General features: G+C 38.7%; 18 protein-coding genes, 1 tRNA gene and 2 rRNA genes. 7 read left to right on the forward strand and 14 right to left on the reverse strand.

All coding sequences use genetic code 11. From position 1 onward, the window contains the following. Positions 1–59: 59 nt before the first annotated feature. Positions 60–1214 (reverse strand): diaminopimelate decarboxylase, encoded by a 1155-nt coding sequence (gene lysA, locus B9A18_RS19760; protein ID WP_084291272.1) that lies wholly within the window; start codon positions 1212–1214, stop codon positions 60–62. 192 nt (positions 1215–1406) lie between these two features. Beyond that, positions 1407–2720, reverse strand: a complete 1314-nt coding sequence (locus tag B9A18_RS19765) for an aspartate kinase (RefSeq protein ID WP_084291273.1) — start codon at positions 2718–2720, stop codon at positions 1407–1409. A 172-nt stretch (positions 2721–2892) separates the two neighbouring features. Here B9A18_RS19765 and B9A18_RS19770 point away from each other — a divergent pair, with 172 nt between their 5' ends. Further along, complete coding sequence (locus B9A18_RS19770; RefSeq protein ID WP_084291274.1) at positions 2893–4629, forward strand: phospho-sugar mutase; 1737 nt, start codon at positions 2893–2895, stop codon at positions 4627–4629. A gap of 8 nt (positions 4630–4637) precedes the next feature. On the opposite strand, the gene B9A18_RS19775 is transcribed toward B9A18_RS19770, so the two are convergent. The 7 genes from B9A18_RS19775 to B9A18_RS19805 all read right to left on the reverse strand — a co-directional run bounded on the left by B9A18_RS19775 (position 4638) and on the right by B9A18_RS19805 (position 13297). Next, positions 4638–5078 carry a response regulator gene (locus B9A18_RS19775; protein WP_084291275.1) on the reverse strand — a complete coding sequence of 147 codons (441 nt, stop codon included), beginning with the start codon at positions 5076–5078 and terminating at the stop codon, positions 4638–4640. Positions 5079–5126: 48 nt separating this feature from the next. Then, positions 5127–6203, reverse strand: a complete 1077-nt coding sequence (locus B9A18_RS19780; protein WP_235005386.1) for a sensor histidine kinase — start codon at positions 6201–6203, stop codon at positions 5127–5129. Positions 6204–6381: 178 nt separating this feature from the next. Then, positions 6382–7629: a glutamate-5-semialdehyde dehydrogenase gene (locus tag B9A18_RS19785; protein ID WP_084291277.1), complete on the reverse strand. Its 1248-nt coding sequence runs from the start codon at positions 7627–7629 to the stop codon at positions 6382–6384. A gap of 3 nt (positions 7630–7632) precedes the next feature. Continuing rightward, a complete protein-coding gene (gene proB, locus B9A18_RS19790) occupies positions 7633–8667 on the reverse strand; it encodes a glutamate 5-kinase (protein ID WP_084291278.1) in 1035 nt (344 codons plus the stop codon). A gap of 106 nt (positions 8668–8773) precedes the next feature. Next, positions 8774–9187 (reverse strand): OsmC family protein, encoded by a 414-nt coding sequence (locus B9A18_RS19795; protein WP_084291279.1) that lies wholly within the window; start codon positions 9185–9187, stop codon positions 8774–8776. A gap of 42 nt (positions 9188–9229) precedes the next feature. Continuing rightward, a complete protein-coding gene (locus tag B9A18_RS19800; RefSeq protein WP_084291280.1) occupies positions 9230–11662 on the reverse strand; it encodes an AsmA family protein in 2433 nt (810 codons plus the stop codon). A 108-nt stretch (positions 11663–11770) separates the two neighbouring features. Then, a complete protein-coding gene (locus B9A18_RS19805) occupies positions 11771–13297 on the reverse strand; it encodes a malate:quinone oxidoreductase (protein ID WP_317048254.1) in 1527 nt (508 codons plus the stop codon). 192 nt (positions 13298–13489) lie between these two features. Between B9A18_RS19805 and B9A18_RS19810 the strand changes: the two genes are divergently transcribed. From B9A18_RS19810 to B9A18_RS19820, 3 genes are all read left to right on the forward strand, one after another. After that, on the forward strand, positions 13490–13981 hold the full coding sequence (locus B9A18_RS19810; RefSeq protein ID WP_084291282.1) for a GNAT family N-acetyltransferase: 492 nt from the start codon (positions 13490–13492) through the stop codon (positions 13979–13981). Further along, positions 13978–14442 carry a MarR family winged helix-turn-helix transcriptional regulator gene (locus tag B9A18_RS19815; protein WP_084291283.1) on the forward strand — a complete coding sequence of 155 codons (465 nt, stop codon included), beginning with the start codon at positions 13978–13980 and terminating at the stop codon, positions 14440–14442. Before B9A18_RS19810 ends, B9A18_RS19815 begins: the two co-directional genes overlap by 4 nt. 61 nt (positions 14443–14503) lie before the next feature. Next, on the forward strand, positions 14504–15235 hold the full coding sequence (locus B9A18_RS19820; protein ID WP_159452706.1) for an outer membrane beta-barrel family protein: 732 nt from the start codon (positions 14504–14506) through the stop codon (positions 15233–15235). On the opposite strand, the gene B9A18_RS19825 is transcribed toward B9A18_RS19820, so the two are convergent. After that, positions 15232–16002: a dienelactone hydrolase family protein gene (locus B9A18_RS19825; protein ID WP_084291285.1), complete on the reverse strand. Its 771-nt coding sequence runs from the start codon at positions 16000–16002 to the stop codon at positions 15232–15234. The two genes, B9A18_RS19820 and B9A18_RS19825, sit on opposite strands and share 4 nt — an antisense overlap. Before the next feature lie 203 nt (positions 16003–16205). Between B9A18_RS19825 and B9A18_RS19830 the strand changes: the two genes are divergently transcribed. From B9A18_RS19830 to B9A18_RS19840, 3 genes are all read left to right on the forward strand, one after another. Then, positions 16206–16278 (forward strand) — tRNA-Thr (locus B9A18_RS19830). An 80-nt stretch (positions 16279–16358) separates the two neighbouring features. After that, entirely contained in the window at positions 16359–17231 is an 873-nt protein-coding gene (locus B9A18_RS19835; protein ID WP_084291286.1) for an urea transporter, read from the forward strand. Between the two features lie 403 nt (positions 17232–17634). Continuing rightward, positions 17635–18507 (forward strand): pirin family protein, encoded by an 873-nt coding sequence (locus B9A18_RS19840; RefSeq protein WP_084291287.1) that lies wholly within the window; start codon positions 17635–17637, stop codon positions 18505–18507. Between the two features lie 144 nt (positions 18508–18651). Here B9A18_RS19840 and B9A18_RS25205 read toward each other — a convergent pair whose 3' ends face one another. The 4 genes from B9A18_RS25205 to B9A18_RS19855 all read right to left on the reverse strand — a co-directional run. After that, positions 18652–18792, reverse strand: a complete 141-nt coding sequence (locus tag B9A18_RS25205) for a hypothetical protein (RefSeq protein WP_159452707.1) — start codon at positions 18790–18792, stop codon at positions 18652–18654. A gap of 6 nt (positions 18793–18798) precedes the next feature. Then, entirely contained in the window at positions 18799–20385 is a 1587-nt protein-coding gene (abc-f, locus tag B9A18_RS19845) for a ribosomal protection-like ABC-F family protein (RefSeq protein ID WP_084291288.1), read from the reverse strand. Positions 20386–20811: 426 nt separating this feature from the next. Further along, a 5S ribosomal RNA gene (gene rrf / locus B9A18_RS19850) occupies positions 20812–20923 on the reverse strand. Between the two features lie 130 nt (positions 20924–21053). After that, a 23S ribosomal RNA gene (locus tag B9A18_RS19855) occupies positions 21054–21313 on the reverse strand; the annotation flags it as partial.

Below are 21313 nucleotides of genomic sequence, written 5' to 3' on the forward strand. Positions count from 1 at the left end.
GAAGCAAATAAAAAAGCGGGCGTTTCTATGAAATGCCCGCTTTTTTTTATAATTAAGTATTAAGCTTCCTCGCTATAAACCGATCTGATTTCATCACGAAGGTTATATTTTGAAGCCATAACTTCGCCATAAGCACCTGCACTTCTGATGGCATACAAATCACCTCTGAATGATTCAGGTTGCTCTACCTCTTTTCCAAAGCAGTCTGTACTTTCACAAATAGGTCCTACAATATCATATTTCAAAGTAGCTTCATTACCTCTGGTTAAGTTTTCAATTTTATGGTAAGCCTGATATAAAGCCGGACGCATCAACTCGGTCATCCCGGCATCCAGGATAACAAAGTTTTTCTTCTTACCGTTCTTTACATATAGCACCCTGCTAATCAATGAAGCAGATTGTCCAACTAAAGCCCTACCCAACTCAAAATGCACTTCCTGACCAGGTTTAATATCCAGAAAATCGGAGAATATTTTAAAGTAGTTGGCAAAATCAGGTATCTGCTGATCAGGGTTATGATAATCAATACCCAAACCACCACCAACGTTCAATACCTTAACAGCAAAGCCTCGTTCTTCAAACCAGATAGCAAACTCATTTACACGTACACAAAGGTTTTTATATACGTCGAGGTTAGTGATCTGTGATCCGATATGAAAATGGATACCAACAAATTCAAGGTTTGCTGATGCTCTTAACATCTCCGCACATTGCGGCAAATCCCATGAGTTTACACCAAACTTATTTTCATCTAAACCGGTAGTAATGTTATGATGGGTATGCGCATCCACATTTGGATTGATACGAATGGCAACGCTTGCCTTCTTACCTTTTTTCGCTGCCAGTTCATTGATCACTTCCAATTCCTGAACAGACTCAACATTGAAGCAGAAAATATTCTGATCTAATGCAAGGTTAATCTCTTTGTCTGATTTACCAACTCCGGCAAATACAATTTGTCCTTTGTCAAAACCGGTTTCAATAGCTTTACTTACTTCGCCTCCGCTTACGCAATCTGCACCAAAACCTACGGCTTTAATACTTTGCAAAACTTTAGCATTGAAATTCGCCTTCATGGCATAGTGCACATGAAAATTGTATAACTTCGCGGCCGCTGCGCAAGTATTCAATGTATCCTGCAGCAGATTTAAGTCGTAATAATAGAAAGGTGTTTCTAAGTTTGCGAAGTGTGATATATCTTTATTAGAAAACATAATGTTTAAATATCTTGTTATATTTTTTGTAATTGTACTAAGCTTGATCTACATAGGAAACCGTATAGATCTTGGCAATCAGAATATCAGTAAAAAAGAGTACGACAGAAGAACCAAGCTCTTTCTCGTACTCATTTTGATATCGATAGGGATCCTTGTCTGGATAAAAAGACGCTAACCCCTACCTGATTCCTATTCAAACAATCTGTTATGTAAACTTTTTAAAGTCTCCGTTTTATCTGAGGTATTGATCAGCAACGAGATGTTATAATTACTTCCGCCGTAAGAGATCATCCTTAATGGAATGTGCTTAATCGCATCCAATACACGCGCAGCATAACCATGTTTCTCCGCACTGAAATCACCAACAACACAAACGATCGACTGGTCGCTATCAATTTCTACAGAACCAAAAGCATGCAGCTCTTCGACAATCTTATCCAGGTTCTCTGTATAATCAATTGTCAAGGATACCGCCACCTCTGAAGTAGTAATCATGTCGATCGGAGTTTTATATCTTTCAAAGATTTCAAATACCCTTCTCAGGAAACCATAAGCCAATAACATGCGGCTCGACTGGATCTTAATAGCCGTAATACCATCTTTTGCAGCGATAGATTTGATTTTTCCTTTTTCACTTTCTGCTGAGATCAATGTACCCGCAGCTTTCGGCTCCATGGTATTCAATAACCTAACAGGAATTTTGTATTTCTGTGCAGGGAATACTGATTGCGGATGCAGAATTTTCGCACCGAAATAAGCCAACTCCGCTGCCTCATCGAATGAAAGGTGAGAAATTGGTTTTGTACCTTTTACGATCCTTGGATCGTTGTTGTGCATTCCGTCAATATCAGTCCAGATTTGTACTTCTTCAGCTAAGATAGCTGCACCAATCAAAGATGCAGTGTAGTCACTACCTCCGCGACGCAAGTTATCTACTTCGCCAAAGCTGTTTCTGCAAATAAATCCTTGTGTGATGAATAACTTAATATCTTTATGTTGATCTAAAATCGGTTGTAAATGCTTGGTTGCATAAGGAACATCGGGTTCATTGTCCTCATCAATCTTCATAAAATCCAACGCAGGCAATAATACAGATGGTACGCCAATTGATTTCAGGTAGATATGATATAAGGTAGTAGACAGCAGCTCCCCTTGTGCCAGCACAACTTTCTCTTCAACAGGTGTAAAGATATCGTTAGCCAAAGTGTTCAAAAAGTTGAAATGGTAATCTACAACTTCCTGTCCTTGCTCGCGATAATCGCCTTCAGCTAAAAGCTCAATCACGAACTCGTTATATTTCTGGTGCAATGCGTTGATTAAATCTAACGCAACCTGTTTATCTTCCTTTAAAAGTTTGGCTGAAATCTCTACTAAACTATTGGTTGTACCAGACACAGCCGATAATACCACAATTTGTTCTTCTGCAGGATTAATGATATCCAGCAATTTTTTCATGCGCTCAGGGCTTCCAACAGAAGTGCCTCCAAACTTTAATACTTTCATAGTTCTTTAATTGTTTTAGTTGTTCTGAAGCTATAAATAGCTATATTTATTTGCTTCAAGTATTTTATTTTTAACCAAAATGGTCATATACTTGTAATCGGGCGTGAATTTAGGTAAAACACGCATAATAAACGCAAAATAGACGAAATAAAATCTGGAAAGACAATTATATATGCAATTAGAACAAGCTACCCAAAGCACAATTAACGAATGGCTTAATGGAAATTACGATCAAAACACCAAAGAAGAGGTACAGAGCCTTTTAAATAAGGAAGCTTTTACTGAACTTACAGATTCATTTTACAGAAACCTGGAATTTGGAACCGGAGGGTTACGCGGGATAATGGGCCCCGGATCAAACAGGATCAATAAATATACTATAGGTACAGCAACTCAGGGATTGTCAAATTACCTGAACAATAAATACCCGGGAGAAAAAATCAAGGTGGCCATTGCACACGATAGTCGGAACAATTCTGATTACTTTGCTCAAATCACCGCTGATGTGTTCTCAGCTAATGGCATACATGTCTATTTCTTTTCAGCTTTAAGACCTACTCCCGAATTGTCGTTTGCCATTCGTCACCTGGGCTGTAAAAGCGGTGTTATGCTTACTGCTTCTCACAATCCTAAAGAGTACAATGGCTACAAAGCTTATGGTGCTGATGGTGGTCAGTTCACCGCACCTGACGATACCCTGGTAATGGATGAAGTGGCAAAGATCAAAAGTATTGATGAAGTTAAATTTGATCGTGTAGAAAGTAATATTGAATCAATTGGCGAAGAAATTGATCAGTTATACCTGGATAAAATAACCGCATTATCGGTATCCCCGGATGCAATCGCCCGTCAGAAAGACCTTAAAATTGTGTACTCTCCTATTCATGGAACAGGAATTACCCTGGTACCTAAAGCATTGGCGCAATTTGGCTTCACCAACTTAACTGTAGTTGAAGAGCAAAGTGAACCGGACGGTAATTTCCCTACAGTGGTTTATCCTAACCCGGAAGAGAAAGAAGCACTTACATTGGCCTTGAAGAAAGCAAAAGAGATCGATGCTGATCTGGTACTGGCCACCGACCCTGATGCGGATCGTGTAGGTATCGCTGTAAAGAACAACGATGACGAGTTTGTGCTGTTAAACGGAAACCAAACCGGAAGTTTACTGATCAATTACCTGTTAACCGCATGGCAGGAAAAAGGAAAACTTACAGGAAAAGAATATATCGTTAAAACGATTGTGACGTCGAACTTAATTGAAGCCATTGCTAAAGCTAAAAATGTAACTTACTACAATACCTTAACAGGTTTTAAATGGATAGGCCAGGTTATGACGCAATTGGAAGGTAAAGAAACCTTTATCGGTGGTGGCGAAGAAAGCTACGGCTACCTGATTGGCGATTTAGTAAGGGATAAGGATGCAGTAGTTTCCTGCGCATTTATCGCAGAAATGACCGCCTTCTATAAGGATAAAGGAAGTAGCCTTTATGATGCTTTATTAAATATGTATGTAGAATACGGTTTGTATAAAGAAGAATTGGTATCCATTACTAAAAAAGGAAAAAGTGGCGCTGAGGACATTAAAGCGATGATGGAGAAATTCAGAAATAACCCTCCTGCGACTTTAGGTGGATCGAAGATCGAGACCTTAAAAGATTACGAGCTTGGCATGCAGACGGACTTAAAATCAGGTGTAAAAACAGCGTTGGAACTTCCGAAATCAGATGTATTGCAATTTATCACTGAAGATGGCAGTATCATTTCCGCACGTCCTTCAGGAACAGAGCCTAAGATTAAGTTCTATTGCAGTGTAAATGCGCCATTAAAGGATAAACAGAGTTTTAAAGAAACAGACGTCAGTCTTGGCGATAAGATTAAAGCAGTAATGAATGATCTTGAGGTATACTAACCTCAGGATTATTCCTCTTTGATTTCCTCAAAATATTTACTTGCGATTTCTGCAAAAGCTCCTATGTTTAGGGGCTTATGCAGATAAGTAGCTATCTCTTCAACCATAGCAGCATGCTGCTCATCATCTGGATTAAGTGAGGTAGTTAGCATCACCACCACAATTCTGGCTTTGTGTTTTTCATCCAGCTTTTTGTATTCTGCGATAAAGTCCCAGCCATTCATGCCAGGCATATTGATGTCTAAAAAGACGATCCCCGCTTTAGGAGCATCTTCCTGTCCTTCATACTTACCAGAATAGGTCAGGTAGTCCAATGCCTCTTTTGCAGATGTAATTTCCTTAACATTTACATCTATTTTAGCATTTTCTACGATCCTACGATGGATAAAGTTTGTAGAAATATCATCATCAACTAATAATACGCAATCAAGATCCTTATACTTTTTCATACATATATATCAATTATTACTATCGGCTCCCTTAAGTTTTTATAAAATTTATACTTTAAGCGTGAAGCTAAAAGTGCTTCCTTCATTTAAAATGGATTCCACACTAATCGTACCGCCATGCAGTTCTACTATCTTTTTACAATGCGACAATCCGATACCGTAGCCCTCATAATCGGTTGTGCTATGTAAACGCTGGAACATGATAAACACTTTTTCTTTGTAGCGCTCTTCAATCCCAATACCATTGTCCTTAAATTCAAAATGCCAGAAATTATCATTACCAACTACAGAGATAAAGATTTTGGGGGCAACTCCTGGTCTTTTAAATTTCAATGAATTACTCAATAAATTCTGAAAAAGTTGTCTTAATGCAGTTTCAAAACCATAAACAATTGGAAGATCTTTATAATATATCTCAGCTCCCGTAGCATTGATACTACCAAACAGATCATTTTGCAAGCTATCCATTAACTGATTACAATCAACTAAACATTTAGCTTGCTGACCTCCAAGTCGTGCATAATCCAGCAAACCTTTTATAAGATTTCGCATTCGTTCCGTGGAACGATCTATAAACTGCAGGTACAATCTCGCATTATCATCAAAAACATCCTGGTATTCATCCTTAAACAATTCAACGAAATTCTTAACAGTAAGGAGTGGTTCCTGTAAATCATGTGAGGCAATGTACACGAACTGCTCCAGTTCTTTATTTTTGATTTCCAGTTCCCTGGCGTATTCTTCTGTTGTTTTCTCCAGCTGCCGCTTAGCCGTAAGGTCGCGCACAAATTTAGAGAACCCGACTACCTGATGGTTGTCGTCGTAGATAGCAGAAATGGTAATGAAGCCCCAAAACAGCTCACCCCCCTTTCTTATACGCCAGCCTTCATGCTGAGCCCTGCCTTTTAATTTTGCTTCTTCTATAAGGAGTTCGGGTAATCTGTTTCTTTTGCTCTCTTCATTATAAAACACACTGATATTATGACCTATAATTTCTTCGGCCGTGTATCCTTTAATCTTCTCCGCTTCTTTATTCCAATTCTCAATATTTCCGTGCCTGTCTAAAAAGAGAATAGCATAATCATCTATTACTTCAAGCATTCTAAGTAAGCTGTCTGATCTCAAGTACTTGCGTTTAATATATCTGGTGGAATCCAGACTTAAGTATTTTCAAAATTCAGGCCAAATAAAGCCCTGCAAATGGAGATACAACAAGGTGCATTAATGTTGCAACATCAATTTTCACGATACAATATTTTCCCAAATCGGGGAATTATATCGCAAGCAGATTTTTGGCGAAAGGTTAACGCACTTGCCCCTCACCCCTAACTACCCACTTTTCGGTAACAAGTTTTTCAAGTGCAAACGGACCACGTGCGTGGAGTTTTTGTGTGGAGATACCTATTTCGGCTCCTAAGCCAAACACCTGCCCATCGGTAAATCTGGTGGAGGCATTCAGATAGACAACCGCAGCATCAACTTCATTTAAGAATCTTTCACTTTTAGCAGGATCTTCAGAGATGATAGCTTCGGAATGTTTTGAAGAAAACTGAGCAATATGTTCCAGCGCCTCATCAAGTCCTTCGACAATCTTTACGGAGCATTTAAAATCAAGAAATTCTCTACCAAAATCCTCAGTACTTGCCTGGTTTACCATTGGATAATTCAAGCTACTCAGAATAGAGAAAGAATGCTCATCAGCAAATAGTTCTACCTGATGTTGCGAAAGCAATGGAGCCAGGATATGGAGGAATGGCTCAGCAATAGCGCTGTCGACCACCACCGTATCCAGTGCATTACAAACTGAAGGTCTGGATACCTTGGCGTTTACTACAATGGCCGCGGCTTCGGTTAGGTTTGCCGTCTTTTCTATATACGTATGGCAAACTCCTGCTCCGGTTTCGATAACCGGAACCAGCGAATTTTTGCGTACATATTCTATCAATTGATTTGAGCCACGTGGGATGATCACATCGATATATTTTTCGGCTTGAAGAATATCTAAAATATACTTTCTATCTGCCGGAAGTTGCTGTACTACATTTTTATCAAGGCCTTGTTCTACTAAAACACGTTGAATTAAGGATACGATAAACAGATTGGTATGATAAGCATCCTGACCACCACGCAATAGGCAAACATTCCCTGATCTGATGCACAAAGCAGCAACGTCGATCGTAACATTTGGTCGGGATTCATAGATGACACCTACTACCCCCAGAGGTACTGTTTTCTTTTGAATAAACAAGCCATTGGCGAGGGTGTATTCAGAAAGCACCTTATTGGTTGGATCCGGAAGCAGCGCTACATCATTAAGACTGGATGCAAGATCAAGTATGCGGGATTCATTTAACAACAGGCGATCTCTTTTGGGATCTGATGCGGGCATTTTTTCTAAATCTTTTAGATTTTCTGTAATAATCTGTTCAGACTGAGCCTTAATCAGTACAGCAAGGCTATTGATGAGGTTTTGTTTGCCCTCATCGCTTAGCGAAGAAATAGACTGCTGTGCTTTCTTTGCATTAATTAACTGTTGTTGAATGTTTTCCATTATTTATAGTATTACAATATCACTGGCGTTTGCAATTTCCAGGTTATGTTGTTTTGAATCTTTAACAATTGCTTCCGAAGAAGTTTTGGCCCGGGCAACGGCAACTATATTCAGCTGATCATCTGTGATCTCGAAGATCTCGCCATCACTGAATTTTTCGATCACCTGAAGCACACCTACGGCAAGCAGGCTTTTACGCTTTCTTATGGCTTCACAGGCACCACTATCTACCATTATGCGTCCGGTAACCAGACTACCGCTGGCCAGCCATTTATTTCTGGCAGATATGCTACAGTTTTTTGGCGCACATACTGTACCCGTTTGCTCATGAACAGCCTTAACAATACCTTCCGGTGTGCGAACACCAAAGATAACCACTTTAATACCCATAACAGAGGCCAGATGGGCAAAAGTAAGCTTAGATATCATCCCACCCAGACCAAGATCTGATTTGTTCTTATCGGCCAGTGAGAATATATCGTTGTTGATGCTTTCAATCCTGTCAATCACCTTACCTTCCCTATCCAGTACTCCGGGAACGGAAGTACCCAATAAAATCACAGAAGCACCAAAACCAACACCAAGTAGCGTCGCTAACTCATCATTATCAGAGAACTTCAATTCCAGACTACTAACTACATCATTTTCGTTAGCAATAGGAATAACATCGTTCTTCCATAACTCTTCATAGGTCTCCTTTAATTGCAAAAACTGCTTTCTGTTAGAGAAATGTTGTCTTTCGCAAAGACTTTGAGCGATAGATATGCCGTAGGGGTTGAAATGTTTAGAGTAGGTATTTAACAATAGCGGGTTGCCAATGGAGGCAGCAGCTTTACGCTCAGAAATTTTTCCTTTATAGTTTTTAATGTACTGTTTTCCGGCGGCTACTGCGCCTGATGATACAAGGATCAGATGGTAATCTTTTGCAATTTTAGCTACCTGACTGGCAACATCAGCAATTACCTCCTCGTCAAGTTCACCTTTCGCTGTGGTTATGGAGGCAGTACCTAATTTCAAAACAAGTATTGGCTTGTTCATTTGTGGTTCGGGTTGAAAATGAGTAATGAAGCCCGAAAATAACTAAAAATCCTCCTATCTATGAAATAAACAGGAGGATAATTGATAGATTTTATAGAAATATTTTTTAAACCAGCGATGCTTCTAATGTAATGTCGATACTGGCATAGGCTTTACTTACCGGACAGGTTGCTTTTGCTCCTGCTGCAATTTCCTGAAACTGAGTTTCACTGATATCAGGAATACTTGCTTTTAACACCAATTTTGAACTGGTAATTACACCGTTATCTATGGTAACTGTACCTGTTGTCTCTAGGGTACCTGGTGTAAATCCGGCTTCAGTTAAATCTAAACTTAACTTCATGGTAAAGCAGCCTGCATGCGCTGCCGCCATCAATTCTTCAGGATTTGTACCAATACCATCGGCAAATCTGCTATTAAAAGAATACTGAGTCTGGTCGAGCACTTTACTGGCAGTAGTAATATGACCGGAACCTTCTTTGATTGTGCCATTCCAAACGGCAGTTGCATTACGTTTCATATTGTATAATTTGGGGTTATAGATTTACTCAAATATAATTCTTTACTTACTTTGTTCCCGCTTTCTATTCAGTTTAATTTTAATCTTTCCATCCTCACCATCAGTGGCTAGCAAATGTAATACTATCCCTTTCATACGGCGGGATTTTTTCTCATCAACATCAGTTATTTCAGCATCCTTTTTAGGATTTCTTAAAGGAACATCTACCAATATGTTTGTCCCTGTGGACAAGGAGTAAACGCCTGCAACATCCATATTTAACAAGCTTGAATTAATTTGCATAGGGCTAATGGTAATCTTATGACCTTTAATATTGAATTTACCATTCAGGTTATCAAAAGTAATGTTGTTGAGGTCGCGGAAAGGAAAAGCAAATTTCCCCACATTGATAATCGGATCGAAATTAAGCAAGGCTCCTTTTTTAAGGTCAAACACCAGGTCGCCCTGGATCGAATTTGCAACAAGATTTCCCTGATCTGTTATGCCTCCGGAAAGGTTTGTTTTTGAGAACAGATAACCCTTTAAGTTTTTTGATGTGAGGCTTGTCAACCCAAAATTATTAAATGAATAGAAGAAATCACGTACATCAATGTTACTCAAAATAGTATTCATAGTAAACCTGTTCAAATTACCTTTCTGACTAAGGTGTCCGTTGATTTTAAGCGAGCCACCAGCGTGTTTTACACTTCCGTTCTTTAAGGATATACCAGATTCCGAAAGAAGCAATTCAGCATTGGCGTGGGTAGCTAAGAACTTATTGTAATAGAGTTTATCAACTGTAACATGCATATTCACGTTACTTTTATCAAACACTTCATTCAAGTCGTCGGAGAAGGTGCTTTTCTTTTTATTTTTCCCTTTAGCCCCCGACCTTCTACCGCCAAGAAAACCTAGGAATTCGCCCAGATGCACTTGTGGACTCCTAATTTTCCAGGTCAATAAAATCTTTTCAGGTGCAGTATAATAGAGATTCAGAAAGTTACGAACTACCCCATCCATAAAAACAACACTTTTACCACTTTGCAGACGTATGTTTTTTATAAACAGGTCGTTATTTGTAAAATTCAGTAGAACAGAGGTGTTCTTAAAATTAAGCTTCCTTGGAATATAGCTTATGTCGGCACCATTAACAGTAACCGATCCCGAGACCAAAGGCTTGTTCAATTTAAAATCTACAATGTCTGCTTTATAAGCCAGGTTCACATTTGCAGTCCCCCTGCTAAAGCTTAAAGTTTCGTTGCCAATTACAGGATTTAACTTAGCGATTTCGAACTGTGATTTAAAGATACCGGTAGCAATTGGTTTTACCAGATTATTGATGAAAGCAGTATCTATAGAAAAAGGCATTTCTTTATAACGACCTTCAAAACCATAGAGCTTAATTACCGAATTCTCATCGCTAAAGCCTTGCCCTTTGATGTGATTATTAGTAAATGTCCCTTTAAAATTACAATCATCAATCACACCTCCCGGTACCGTGAGCACATTGTCCTTAATCAAAGCTTCAACGTTGATCTCTGGATCACCACCGGGGCCCATATTTCCTTTAAGCGTACATTTGGCATAGATTGGCTTATCAAGGTTAAACATATTGAGTTTTTCCGTAATATTAGCAGCCAGGTTTGCAGAGGCACTTCTCCAAAGAATATTTGGTGCTTCAATATTAATGGTAAAATCAGTAATCTCTTTTGAGGTATCAAATCTGCCTCCTATAATAAAAGTATCTTCTCCAATAAGTAACTTATTAGGAGCTACATCAACAATACCATTACTTTCATTATAACTCACCTTAAACGATCCTTCCAATGATCTGTCTTTTATAAAACTTCCTTTGAGGGTATTGAATGCTAGACTTTTCGCGAGGGCTTTTAATTTAATATCGGCATCCCATCCGCCTCCAAAAGGATAATCGATTTTCCCTTTTAAATCATCTATGACGAAGTGAAAAAGCTTGTTCCCTCTTTTATTATCTACTACAAAATCTACATGATTCAAAACGAATTTATTGATTTCTGCCGGGGATGATCCATCGGCTGTAGTCTTCTCTTTAGGGCCTTTCTTTTTAAAAACCGTGGTATTGCTATATCCATTGGTATCCGTAAAAAGGTAAATACTAGAATTACTAGTGCTTATTTTACTGATCTGTACATTACCTTTTAACAAGCCAAATAAGTTTACCGAGATATCAAGTGCCTTAGCATTAAGCAAATCATGCTTATGCGTATGCCATAAACTGTCTCTCAGCATCACATCCTTGAGGGTTAACGATACCCCGGGGAAACCCTTAAGGAAAGTCGGATCCATACTTCCTATACTCATCGTACCGTTTAGGTTTTTATTGAGTTGTTTGGTTATGCTGGTCAGCAGACTTTTTTTATTGGCATTTACATACAGGGCTACGGCAACATAAAGGAGCAGGATCAATACAATAAGTACTGCGAATATTTTGAGGATAATTTTAGACCAGCGAGGCATATTCAATGATTAAATTTAGCTTAATAATTGATCAGATATTTCTAAATATACAAATAAAAAAGGCTACCCTGTTGAGGATAGCCTTTGAATATAATTAGATTTTAATATCTACAAGCCCAATGCATGCGTAGTTTGCGTTCGAATATTATCTGTAAGCTGCAAATTACCGTTTAAAGATTCACCATATGACGGGATCATCTGTTTAAGCTTCTGCTGCCATTGAGGTGTTTTAATTTTATCGCTAAAGCAACTCTCCATCAAGGTAATCATAATTGAAACCGCTGTTGAAGCACCTGGTGAAGCACCTAAAAGAGCAGCAATAGAACCATCTGCAGCAGTTACTACTTCTGTACCGAACTCAAGAATACCGCCATGCTTTTCGTCTTTTTTAATTACCTGCACACGCTGTCCTGCAGTTTCAAGTTCCCAATCTTCCATTTTTGCTCCCGGGAAATATTCCCTTAAAGCAGCCATGCGATCTTCAGGTGATTGACGAACCTGACCAATCAGATATTTTGTTAAAGGGATATTATCTAATCCTGCCGAGATCATCGGACGGATATTATTTGCTTTGATCGATAAAGGTAGATCCAACAATGAACCATGTTTTAAAAAACGGGTTGAGAATCCGGCATACGGACCGAAAAGCAATGCTTTCTTGCCGTCGATCATCCTGGTATCAAGATGCGGTACCGACATTGGAGGTGCTCCTACTGAAGCTTTCCCGTACACTTTTGCATTGTGTTGCTCAATAATATCTGGGTTAACACATTTAAGCCATTGTCCGCTAACAGGGAAACCACCAAAGCCATTTCCTTCGGGGATACCTGCTTTTTCAAGCAAAGGTAATGATCCACCACCGGCACCAATAAATACAAATTTTGCTTTTACTGTTCTCTTTTGTCCGGTTGTTTCATCCTTAACTTTTACCTCCCACAAATTATTCTTTTGTTTCAACTTTTTCACGTCATGGTGAAAATGAAGTTTAACATCAGGTTTGGTTTGTAATTTACTGAACATCATTCTGGTTAGTGCACCGAAATTAACATCAGTACCCAATTCCATTCTTGTTGCAGCAACCTTTTCAGTTGCACTACGGTCTTTCATTACTAAAGGCATCCACTCTGCAAGCTGTTTAAAATTTTCAGAATAAATCATCCCTTTAAACAAGTCGCTTTCCTGCAATTTCTCATAGCGTTTACGCAAAAAATCTACATTCTCCTCTCCCCACACAAAGCTCATATGAGGAATGCTTTTGATGAATGTTTCAGGACTATTTACCAGCTTGCTTTTAACAAGGAAGGACCAGAATTGCTTAGATACTTCGAATGATTCAGCAATTGAAATCGCTTTTTTAGTTTCAACAGATCCATCTTCCTGTTGAGGTGTATAATTTAATTCGCAAAAAGCCGAATGCCCTGTACCGGCATTGTTCCATGCATCAGAACTTTCGGCAGCAGCTACATCAAGTCTTTCAAAAATTTCGATAGTGATATCCGGCTGGAGTTCCTTAAGTAGCATACCTAGGGTAGCGCTCATAATACCAGCTCCAATTAACACAACATCCACAGTTTTGTCTGGATTACTATTTTTTCGAGTCATTTCATTGAAATTTTCCGCAAAAGTACAACACAAAATTAAATTTTACATGCAATCTCAAAATATAATCTACATTTTTTACACTTTTATTGAAATCAACTCGCTCGTTTTGAAATACGTACTACTTTTTCCCTGATTTTATTACATAAAAATGATTTTTAAATTTTATTACAAAATCTTCAATATATGTAGCTAACTACGTATACTTGTACATAACCCCAGTATAAAATGAGCATTACCGTCACCATCGAACCCTTAAATAATTCGTATTGTGAGCAAATCATCAACCTGATTTTACCAATACAGCAGATTGAATTTAATGTCCCTGTAACTTTAGCAGATCAACCTGATCTATTGGACATTGAGGCAAACTATCTCCAGGGCGGCGGTGCCTTTCTTGGCGCAAAGTATGGAGATGAACTGGTAGGTACGATTGCGCTGATCAATACCGGTCATCAGGCCTGCGCGCTACGCAAAATGTTTGTGAAAAAGGAGTTCAGAGGGAAAGAACACGGCATAGCGCAACTATTATTAGATAACCTGATTCAGTTCTGCTCGGCAAATGACATTACCGATATTTATCTGGGCACTGTAAGTATGCTTAAAGCAGCTCACCGCTTTTATGAAAAGAATGGCTTTAGTAAAATCAGCGCTGATGCACTCCCTCCCTATTTCCCCAGAATGAAGGCCGATGATGTATTTTATCATTTTCACATATGAACGTTATAAATGAATCGGGTATTTTGGGTATATCTACCCGGCTCCAGCGACTTAGTGAGCAGTTAAGAAGAGATGGCTTCCAGATTTATAAAGCAAATGGTATCGACTTTGAACCTAAATGGTTTCCGGTGATTTATACCCTGCACTTCAAACCTGTGTTGAGTGTTGTTGAACTTGCTGCTGAAATTGGCTATACCCACCCATCTACCATTAGCCTGTTGAAAGAACTTGAAAAAGAGAAGCTTATCCGTTCGAAAAAAGACAAGCAGGATGAGCGTAAGCGGCTGATATTGCTCACGGAAAAGGGGAAAAAGCTATTGCAGCAAATGCAACCGGTATGGCAAACTATGGTTGATGCTTTAACGGAATTAACAAATACCAGCAACAACATCATGAAGGCCATAGAAGAAGTGGAAGCACAGCTGAATGACAAAAGCTTTATGGACAGGACTAAAAAATAAAGATTCATTAGATTAATTACAAATAATCTAAATTTGCTGCCGAACAAACCACAAACGAGTCTTGTCTGAAAGCAAATCTATACTATTCAGAGATCCATTACTATATTATCAAGGTAATCCGTTTTTAAAACCGGAACTGATCAATACCTTCCAATTGAGCCACACCTTTAAAGGCAAGTATACCACAGCAGTAAGCTATAATCAAACTACTGATGTAATCACCTGGATAAGTGGTCAGATTGATGCGATAAATACAACTTTCGAGATGCCGAAAAATCTGAGTAAACTCATCAATTACGGTGTTAGCTTTACAGCCTCAACTGCTATTTTCGACTGGTGGACAGGTTCTCACTTTGCCAATGTACTCCGTAATGAATACAAAGGAAGTGTAGAAAATGGGAACCTGGACAACAAGGTAACCAGTTATAGCTTTAATTCACAGAACTCTTTTAAAGCGGGTAGCTATAGTTTTGAGCTAAGTGGCTATTATTATTCTGGTTCAGTTTATTGGATATCAAGCTATAAAGCAAATTACGCGGTGTCAACCGGTGCACTAAAAACGATATGGAATGATAAAGTCAGTATAAAGCTGATGGTGAATGATATTTTTCAAAGCAACAGATACAAAGAGCAAACACTGTTTCAGAACATTGATATGCAAACGGACAAAAGGCCCGACAGTCGCCGGATTATGTTATCCTTCTCCTACAGATTTGGGAATCAAAACCTGAGCAAAAAAGAGCGCAAAAGCGCAAGTGAAGATATTCAAAACAGAGTTAAAGGGGGAAGTTAATCTCCCTTTAAAACTTCTTTCAAAAACAACATAAAATGTTGCCAGGAGCGTTTATCAGCCTTTTCATTATATGCAGCACCCTTACTATCATTACCCGCTTCAGGTTCAGTAAAAGCATGTACTGAATTTGCATAATAAATCATTTGCCAATCTGCTTTAGCGTCTCTCATTTCCTGCTGAAAGCTTGCTACCTGAGTAGGTGGTACAAAAGGATCATCTGCTCCATGGCAAACCAGTATTTCCGGTTTTATTGGAACAATTGCTTTCGAGGTATCCCTGTCAAGTCCGCCATGAAAGGAAACAACTCCCCTAATGGGAAAGTTAGCTCTGGCAGCTTCAAGCACTCCCGTCCCACCAAAGCAGTAACCAATCGCAACAATTTTTGATGGTGTGGCTCCTGTTTTGACAAGCTGCTCCAGGGCAAGGCTAATACGCTTACGGTATTCATCTATATGACTTTTGTAATATCCAGCCATCTTTCCGGCACTATTTACATCTGTAGGATAGTTCTCTTCACCATATATATCGGCAATAAATACATGATAGCCTAACTTTGATAATTCCAACGCTACGTTTTTTGAATGCTGGTCAATTCCTTTCCAGGCTGGCAGAATCAGTATTCCACCCTTACTTTTAGATTGACCTGATGGGCCAATAGCCAAACCATTCAACTTCTGCGCTCCATCAGTATAGCTTCTGGCTTTTAACTGTGCGTTGCTTTGCATAGTAATGAATAACAGTACAGTGAGACAAATTAAAGGTTTCATAACAAATTTTAAAGGAACAACATATTAAATATGGAAATGTTTAGCCCCAAAAAACTTATCTACCTGACGCAGAATATCATCCATAAAAACACCAAAATATTTTCAAAAACAATTTGGTATAAACCAATAAAGTTCTAATTTTGCAGCCTCATTGCTAACAAGGAATAATTAACTTATCCGATAGCAAATTTGAAATATTAAAAGCCTCCTTAGCTCAGCTGGTAGAGCAACTGACTTGTAATCAGTAGGTCATTGGTTCGATTCCGATAGGAGGCTCTTTAAATTTCTTCAACATTGTAAAAACCCTACATTTTCATATTCGATTTTCTGTTATAATTTTACGTAGATTTATTTCTATGAAAGAAATCGAACAAAGGTTCCCTTTTATATTAGCGGTTTTAAAAGGTATCGGACAAATCATGCTTCAGGAAAATGCAATAACTGGCATCCTTTTTTTAGCCGGAATCTTTTACGGTTCTATATTTATGGGCCTTGGCGCCATTCTAGCAGGAGTATGCGGCACAATGACAGCAAAAGCCCTTCAGTACAATAGAGAAGAAATACAACAGGGCTTATATGGTTTTAGTGCAGCACTGGTTGGCGTAGCGCTTCCTTTTTACTTTGAACCTGTAGTAATCACCTGGGTGGCCGTGGTAGTTGGCTCCATGCTGGCAACCATCATACAGCACTTTTTTATCGTTAAAAAAATACCCGTTTTCACCTTGCCTTTTGTATTGGTTACCTGGATACTGTTGTATATATTTTATGAGGTATATCCGGTACCAACCTCTGCCTTACTCAATATAAAAACAAACATAACTTATGATTTCAGCGCTGCGACAAAAGGCTTTGGCCAGGTTATATTCCAGGGCAGTCTATTTGCAGGTATCGCATTTTTTATTGGTGTATTTATTAATGCACCGATTTCGGCTTTGTATGCGCTCGCTGCATCCATATTTGGTGGGATGATTGCTATGCAGTTCGCTATTCCTGCAGAGACCATAGAAATGGGCTTGTTTGGCTATAATGCGGTGTTATGTGCTATTTTTTTTGCAGGAGATAGAGTCAGAGACGGAATCTGGGTAGGTATTTCTGTAGCTTTAACTTTAGCTATAGGCTTATTGATGTCGGCAAAGGGACTTACCCAACTCACTTTTCCATTTGTAGCTGCAACCTGCATTACACTCTTATTGAAAAATAAACTCAGCGCCTCTGCCCCATCAAATTAAAAACCCCAAAAAATTGTAATCATCCTCAATACTACTTTTTACTTACGGCATTGTCTTTAGGGGTTACTTTCAATTTGGTTACCAAAGCAACAACCTGAGCAATTATTGCTTATGATCGGTGGACATGGTTTCCGCGAACTTAAGAAGTTCTGCATTCTTAGATTTCAATTTGGCCAAAATATCCACCTGATTTGCTGTAATCGTAACAGACGCCACCTCCGGATCTGTAAGTTTAGGATTCTACACCTTTGATGCTGAAGCAGATCTTATCCTACATCAATACCGCGATTATTAAACCAGAGTATCTTTGTGTACAATAAATGAAACGACTACTTATATAGAAATTTGTTTTGAATCAAACAAAAGAGGTTGTTTTAATATTGCTTAAAAAAAGAGAAATAAAATGAAAAAGCTAATTGAAAAAATCGTGACAAATTCTGGCAAGCCACACATGGTTGGTGACGGATTCAGGGTGTTTAACTACATTCCAGGTGCAGGTATTCCTCAGGAGAGAATAAGTCCGTTTTTACTATTGGACTTTAATCCTGAATATGATTTCGGTCCTTCAGATCATCTTAGAGGCGTGGGCGTTCACCCGCACAAAGGATTTGAAACCGTAACTATTGCTTACAAAGGTTCGGTAGCACATCATGATAGCACTGGCAGTCAAGGAATTATCAATTCCGGCGATGTACAATGGATGACAGCAGGTAATGGTATCTTACACAAAGAATACCATGAGGAAGCATTTTCTAAAAAAGGCGGACCTTTCGAGATGGTGCAATTATGGGTAAATCTTCCTAAAAAAGATAAATCAGTTACTCCACATTATCAGGAGCTAACAGCTGCAGGTATGGGTAAAGTAGAACTGCCAGACAATGCAGGGGTAGTGAATGTGATCGCCGGTAACTTTAATGGCGTAGCAGGTCCAGCTGCAACCTATAGCCCTGTTAATTTGTTTGATATCAAATTGAATGAAGGCGCTGAAGTAACAACGTCTATCCAATTCGGACACAATACTGCTTTATTAGTGGTGAATGGTAGTGTAGAAGTAAATGGTGAAATGGCAATTGAACATAGTTTTATCTTATTTAAAAATGAGGGTGAAGAAATTCATATCAAAGCCAATCAGAAAAGCGTTGTCTTATTGCTGAGCGGTGAGCCAATTAATGAACCAATCGTAAGCTATGGTCCTTTCGTAATGAACACAGAAGAAGAAATCCATCAAGCTATCGCGGATTTTAACATGGGTAAATTTGGTGTGCTAGCCGATTAATAGCCTCATCAATAATTCAATTAAAACAGAACTCCGTCCGGAATCCATATTTTCCGGACGGAGTTCTGTTTTAAATTATTCTTTTATAATCTTTGTTTCTACTCTGAAATCAGGGTCACGGACTAGTTTAACCTCAATCAGATACTATCCAGGCGCCAACAAATCAGTTTCGTTCTGATCATGTGGATGAATGATACCGAACTTATTTGATCCATCATACTGTACTTCAGCATCAATTTTGGCATATGCCTTATCAAAAGGTAGGCACCCACTTTCCTCTCCCACAACCAATTAATTTACATCAATTGAACGCTCAAAATTAATTGCTTTCAAAAAATATTCATCATGTGATACGACTATTAATGTCCCCTTATATTCATTCACGGAGATAGTCAAGATCTCAACACTCTGTATATCCAGATTATTTGTCGGTTCATCCAATATCATGATGTCTGGCGCTTGATTACTAATCGTTAAAGCACAAAGAATCAACCTCATCTTTTCACCCCCGCTAAGTGCGCTGCAGGGCTTATCCCAATATGCTTTACTAAACAGGAATCGGTTTAAACGAATCTTGATTTCATGTTCTTGCAATTCCCCGCTATTATACTCTTGTGCCTGTTCGTAAACACTGAGGTCTTTGTTAATTAATGAGTAATCTTGATCAATGTAAATTGCCCTTACATCAGCCCTATCCATGTTTCCGAGCCTGGGTTGAACTGCGCCTAAAATCATTTTAATCAAAGTTGATTTACCAGAACCATTGAGCCCTTTTATAGCAATACGCTCGCCGCTTGTAATCTGGAAACTCAAAGGCTCTTTCCAGAGCAAAGTTTCACCATAACCAAAGTTAATATTCGCTCCTGTAACCAATATCTTTCCTATATGCAAAGCAGAATTGTCAAAATCCATTTTCATCTTATCCAGATCAGACAAGTTAGCACGTAATTGAGTCAACTCTTGTGAAATAGTCCCAACTTTCTCAGTATGAACGCCCTTTAAACGGGAAGTGCTTTTCTCCGCGTTATTTCTTAGCGTGTTCATAGAAATTGTGGGTAGACCAGCCTTTTCTTGCTTTTTCTTTCCCCTGGCATCAAGCTTTTGTTGCCGTTCCAGGGATTCTCTTTCTATTTCTCTGGCTTTGCGCAAGGCCTTTTCTTTGCTCTTCACATCATGACTTAAGGCATCACTTTCAATCCTTTTTTGCGCGGCATAGAAATCATAATTTCCACCATAAGCAGTAATTCCATTTTTGCTGAGCTCGTAAACCATATTAACCTGATTTAATAAGGTTCTGTCATGACTTACCACCAGCACGCTACTTTTAGTATACCTGATATAATCATACAGGAGGCTTCTACCAATGGTATCTAAATGATTACTAGGCTCATCCAACAAAACTAATTCAGGACGATGAATAAGTATTCCTGCCAAAAAAACTCTTGTCTTCTGGCCACCACTTAGCCTACCCATCTTTTGAGTTAAGTCTAAATCACCAAGTCCCCAGCCCTCCAAAGCTTCCCGACAACGCTCTTCAATTGTCCAGTCATCATCAAGAAGGCTCATGTTTTCATCTGTAACATGACCATCCAGAATGTCCTTTAATGCCTTTATTTTATCTTCAATTTTAAGTGCTTGGGTAACACTATGGTCATTAAACTGCCCAAAAACCTGCGGCACATAATAAGGTTGTGAATCGGAGCTTACAACCCCGTTTGAAGCCACTAAATACCCGGCTAAAATTTTAAGAAGCGTGGATTTTCCAACACCATTGTTGCCAATTAAGGCTGCTTTATCATTTTTATTTATCTTAAGATCTATATCAGAAAACAATAAATCTCTATCTGAATGAATATAAGAAACACTTTGTAGTATCATATTTATTTCTTTAAAAATTAAAAACTATCGAAACATACTGATCCGAACCTGTTATTTTCTAAAAAAAAATGATATCCTACATTAATGTGCCTGCTTTTGATTATTAAAACAAAAATAGAAAAAACTATGTTGTAAACAAAAAATACCTGGTACTTATCCAGAGTTGTATTCAGGAGAATTGAACCAAGCTACAATTTTTACTGATATTCAAAAAAACCGCTAGCGATTTTAAACTAGGAGCTTTGATTTCCAGAAAATTCTGTATATAGAAAAAATCCTAGAGACTCAGAGGTAATTCACGGCATCCAGGAAAATTTTTACCCCAGTAATTTCCAGAAGAATCAAGACCTGTAAAAAATCCCTATAACATCAAAATGTTATAAACAAGAAAAGCCGATAGTCTATTGACTACCGGCTTTCTTTAAGATTTGGCACCGACCTACTCTCCCACGTGTTACCGCAGTACCATCGGCTCTGGTGGGCTTAACTTCTCTGTTCGGAATGGGAAGAGGTGGACACCACCGATATAGGCACCTAAATATTTTTAATCATTTAGTATATATCTTTTCGCTTTTATTGCGCAGCTCTCGCCTTGCATGCTGTTACACTAAACAAATGACATATTATTGAAAGAAGTTAAGTTAGGAAGAACAAACAACAGTTTACTGCTCTTGAAAGCTTCGGATGATTAGTATTACTCGACTTTGATGTCACCACCTTTACATCTGTAACCTATCAACGTAGTAGTCTGCTACGGTCCTATATGGAATTCTCATCTCGTGGCTAGTTTCGCACTTAGATGCTTTCAGCGCTTATCTATTCCCAGCGTAGCTACTCTGCAATGCCCCTGGCGGAACAACAGATTCACTAGAGGCTAGTCCAACCCGGTCCTCTCGTACTAAGGTCAGCCCCACTCAAAATTCCTACG

Source organism: Pedobacter nyackensis (assembly GCF_900176505.1).
Taxonomy (GTDB): domain Bacteria; phylum Bacteroidota; class Bacteroidia; order Sphingobacteriales; family Sphingobacteriaceae; genus Pedobacter; species Pedobacter nyackensis.

Coding starts and splice junctions, on each gene's coding strand:
- lysA (WP_084291272.1), bottom strand. CDS start 1,214: ATGTTTTCTAATAAAGATATATCACACTTCGCAAACTTAGAAACACCT.
- B9A18_RS19765 (WP_084291273.1), bottom strand. CDS start 2,720: ATGAAAGTATTAAAGTTTGGAGGCACTTCTGTTGGAAGCCCTGAGCGC.
- B9A18_RS19770 (WP_084291274.1), top strand. CDS start 2,893: ATGCAATTAGAACAAGCTACCCAAAGCACAATTAACGAATGGCTTAAT.
- B9A18_RS19775 (WP_084291275.1), bottom strand. CDS start 5,078: ATGAAAAAGTATAAGGATCTTGATTGCGTATTATTAGTTGATGATGAT.
- B9A18_RS19785 (WP_084291277.1), bottom strand. CDS start 7,629: ATGGAAAACATTCAACAACAGTTAATTAATGCAAAGAAAGCACAGCAG.
- proB (WP_084291278.1), bottom strand. CDS start 8,667: ATGAACAAGCCAATACTTGTTTTGAAATTAGGTACTGCCTCCATAACC.
- B9A18_RS19795 (WP_084291279.1), bottom strand. CDS start 9,187: ATGAAACGTAATGCAACTGCCGTTTGGAATGGCACAATCAAAGAAGGT.
- B9A18_RS19800 (WP_084291280.1), bottom strand. CDS start 11,662: ATGCCTCGCTGGTCTAAAATTATCCTCAAAATATTCGCAGTACTTATT.
- B9A18_RS19810 (WP_084291282.1), top strand. CDS start 13,490: ATGAGCATTACCGTCACCATCGAACCCTTAAATAATTCGTATTGTGAG.
- B9A18_RS19815 (WP_084291283.1), top strand. CDS start 13,978: ATGAACGTTATAAATGAATCGGGTATTTTGGGTATATCTACCCGGCTC.
- B9A18_RS19825 (WP_084291285.1), bottom strand. CDS start 16,002: ATGAAACCTTTAATTTGTCTCACTGTACTGTTATTCATTACTATGCAA.
- B9A18_RS19835 (WP_084291286.1), top strand. CDS start 16,359: ATGAAAGAAATCGAACAAAGGTTCCCTTTTATATTAGCGGTTTTAAAA.
- B9A18_RS19840 (WP_084291287.1), top strand. CDS start 17,635: ATGAAAAAGCTAATTGAAAAAATCGTGACAAATTCTGGCAAGCCACAC.
- abc-f (WP_084291288.1), bottom strand. CDS start 20,385: ATGATACTACAAAGTGTTTCTTATATTCATTCAGATAGAGATTTATTG.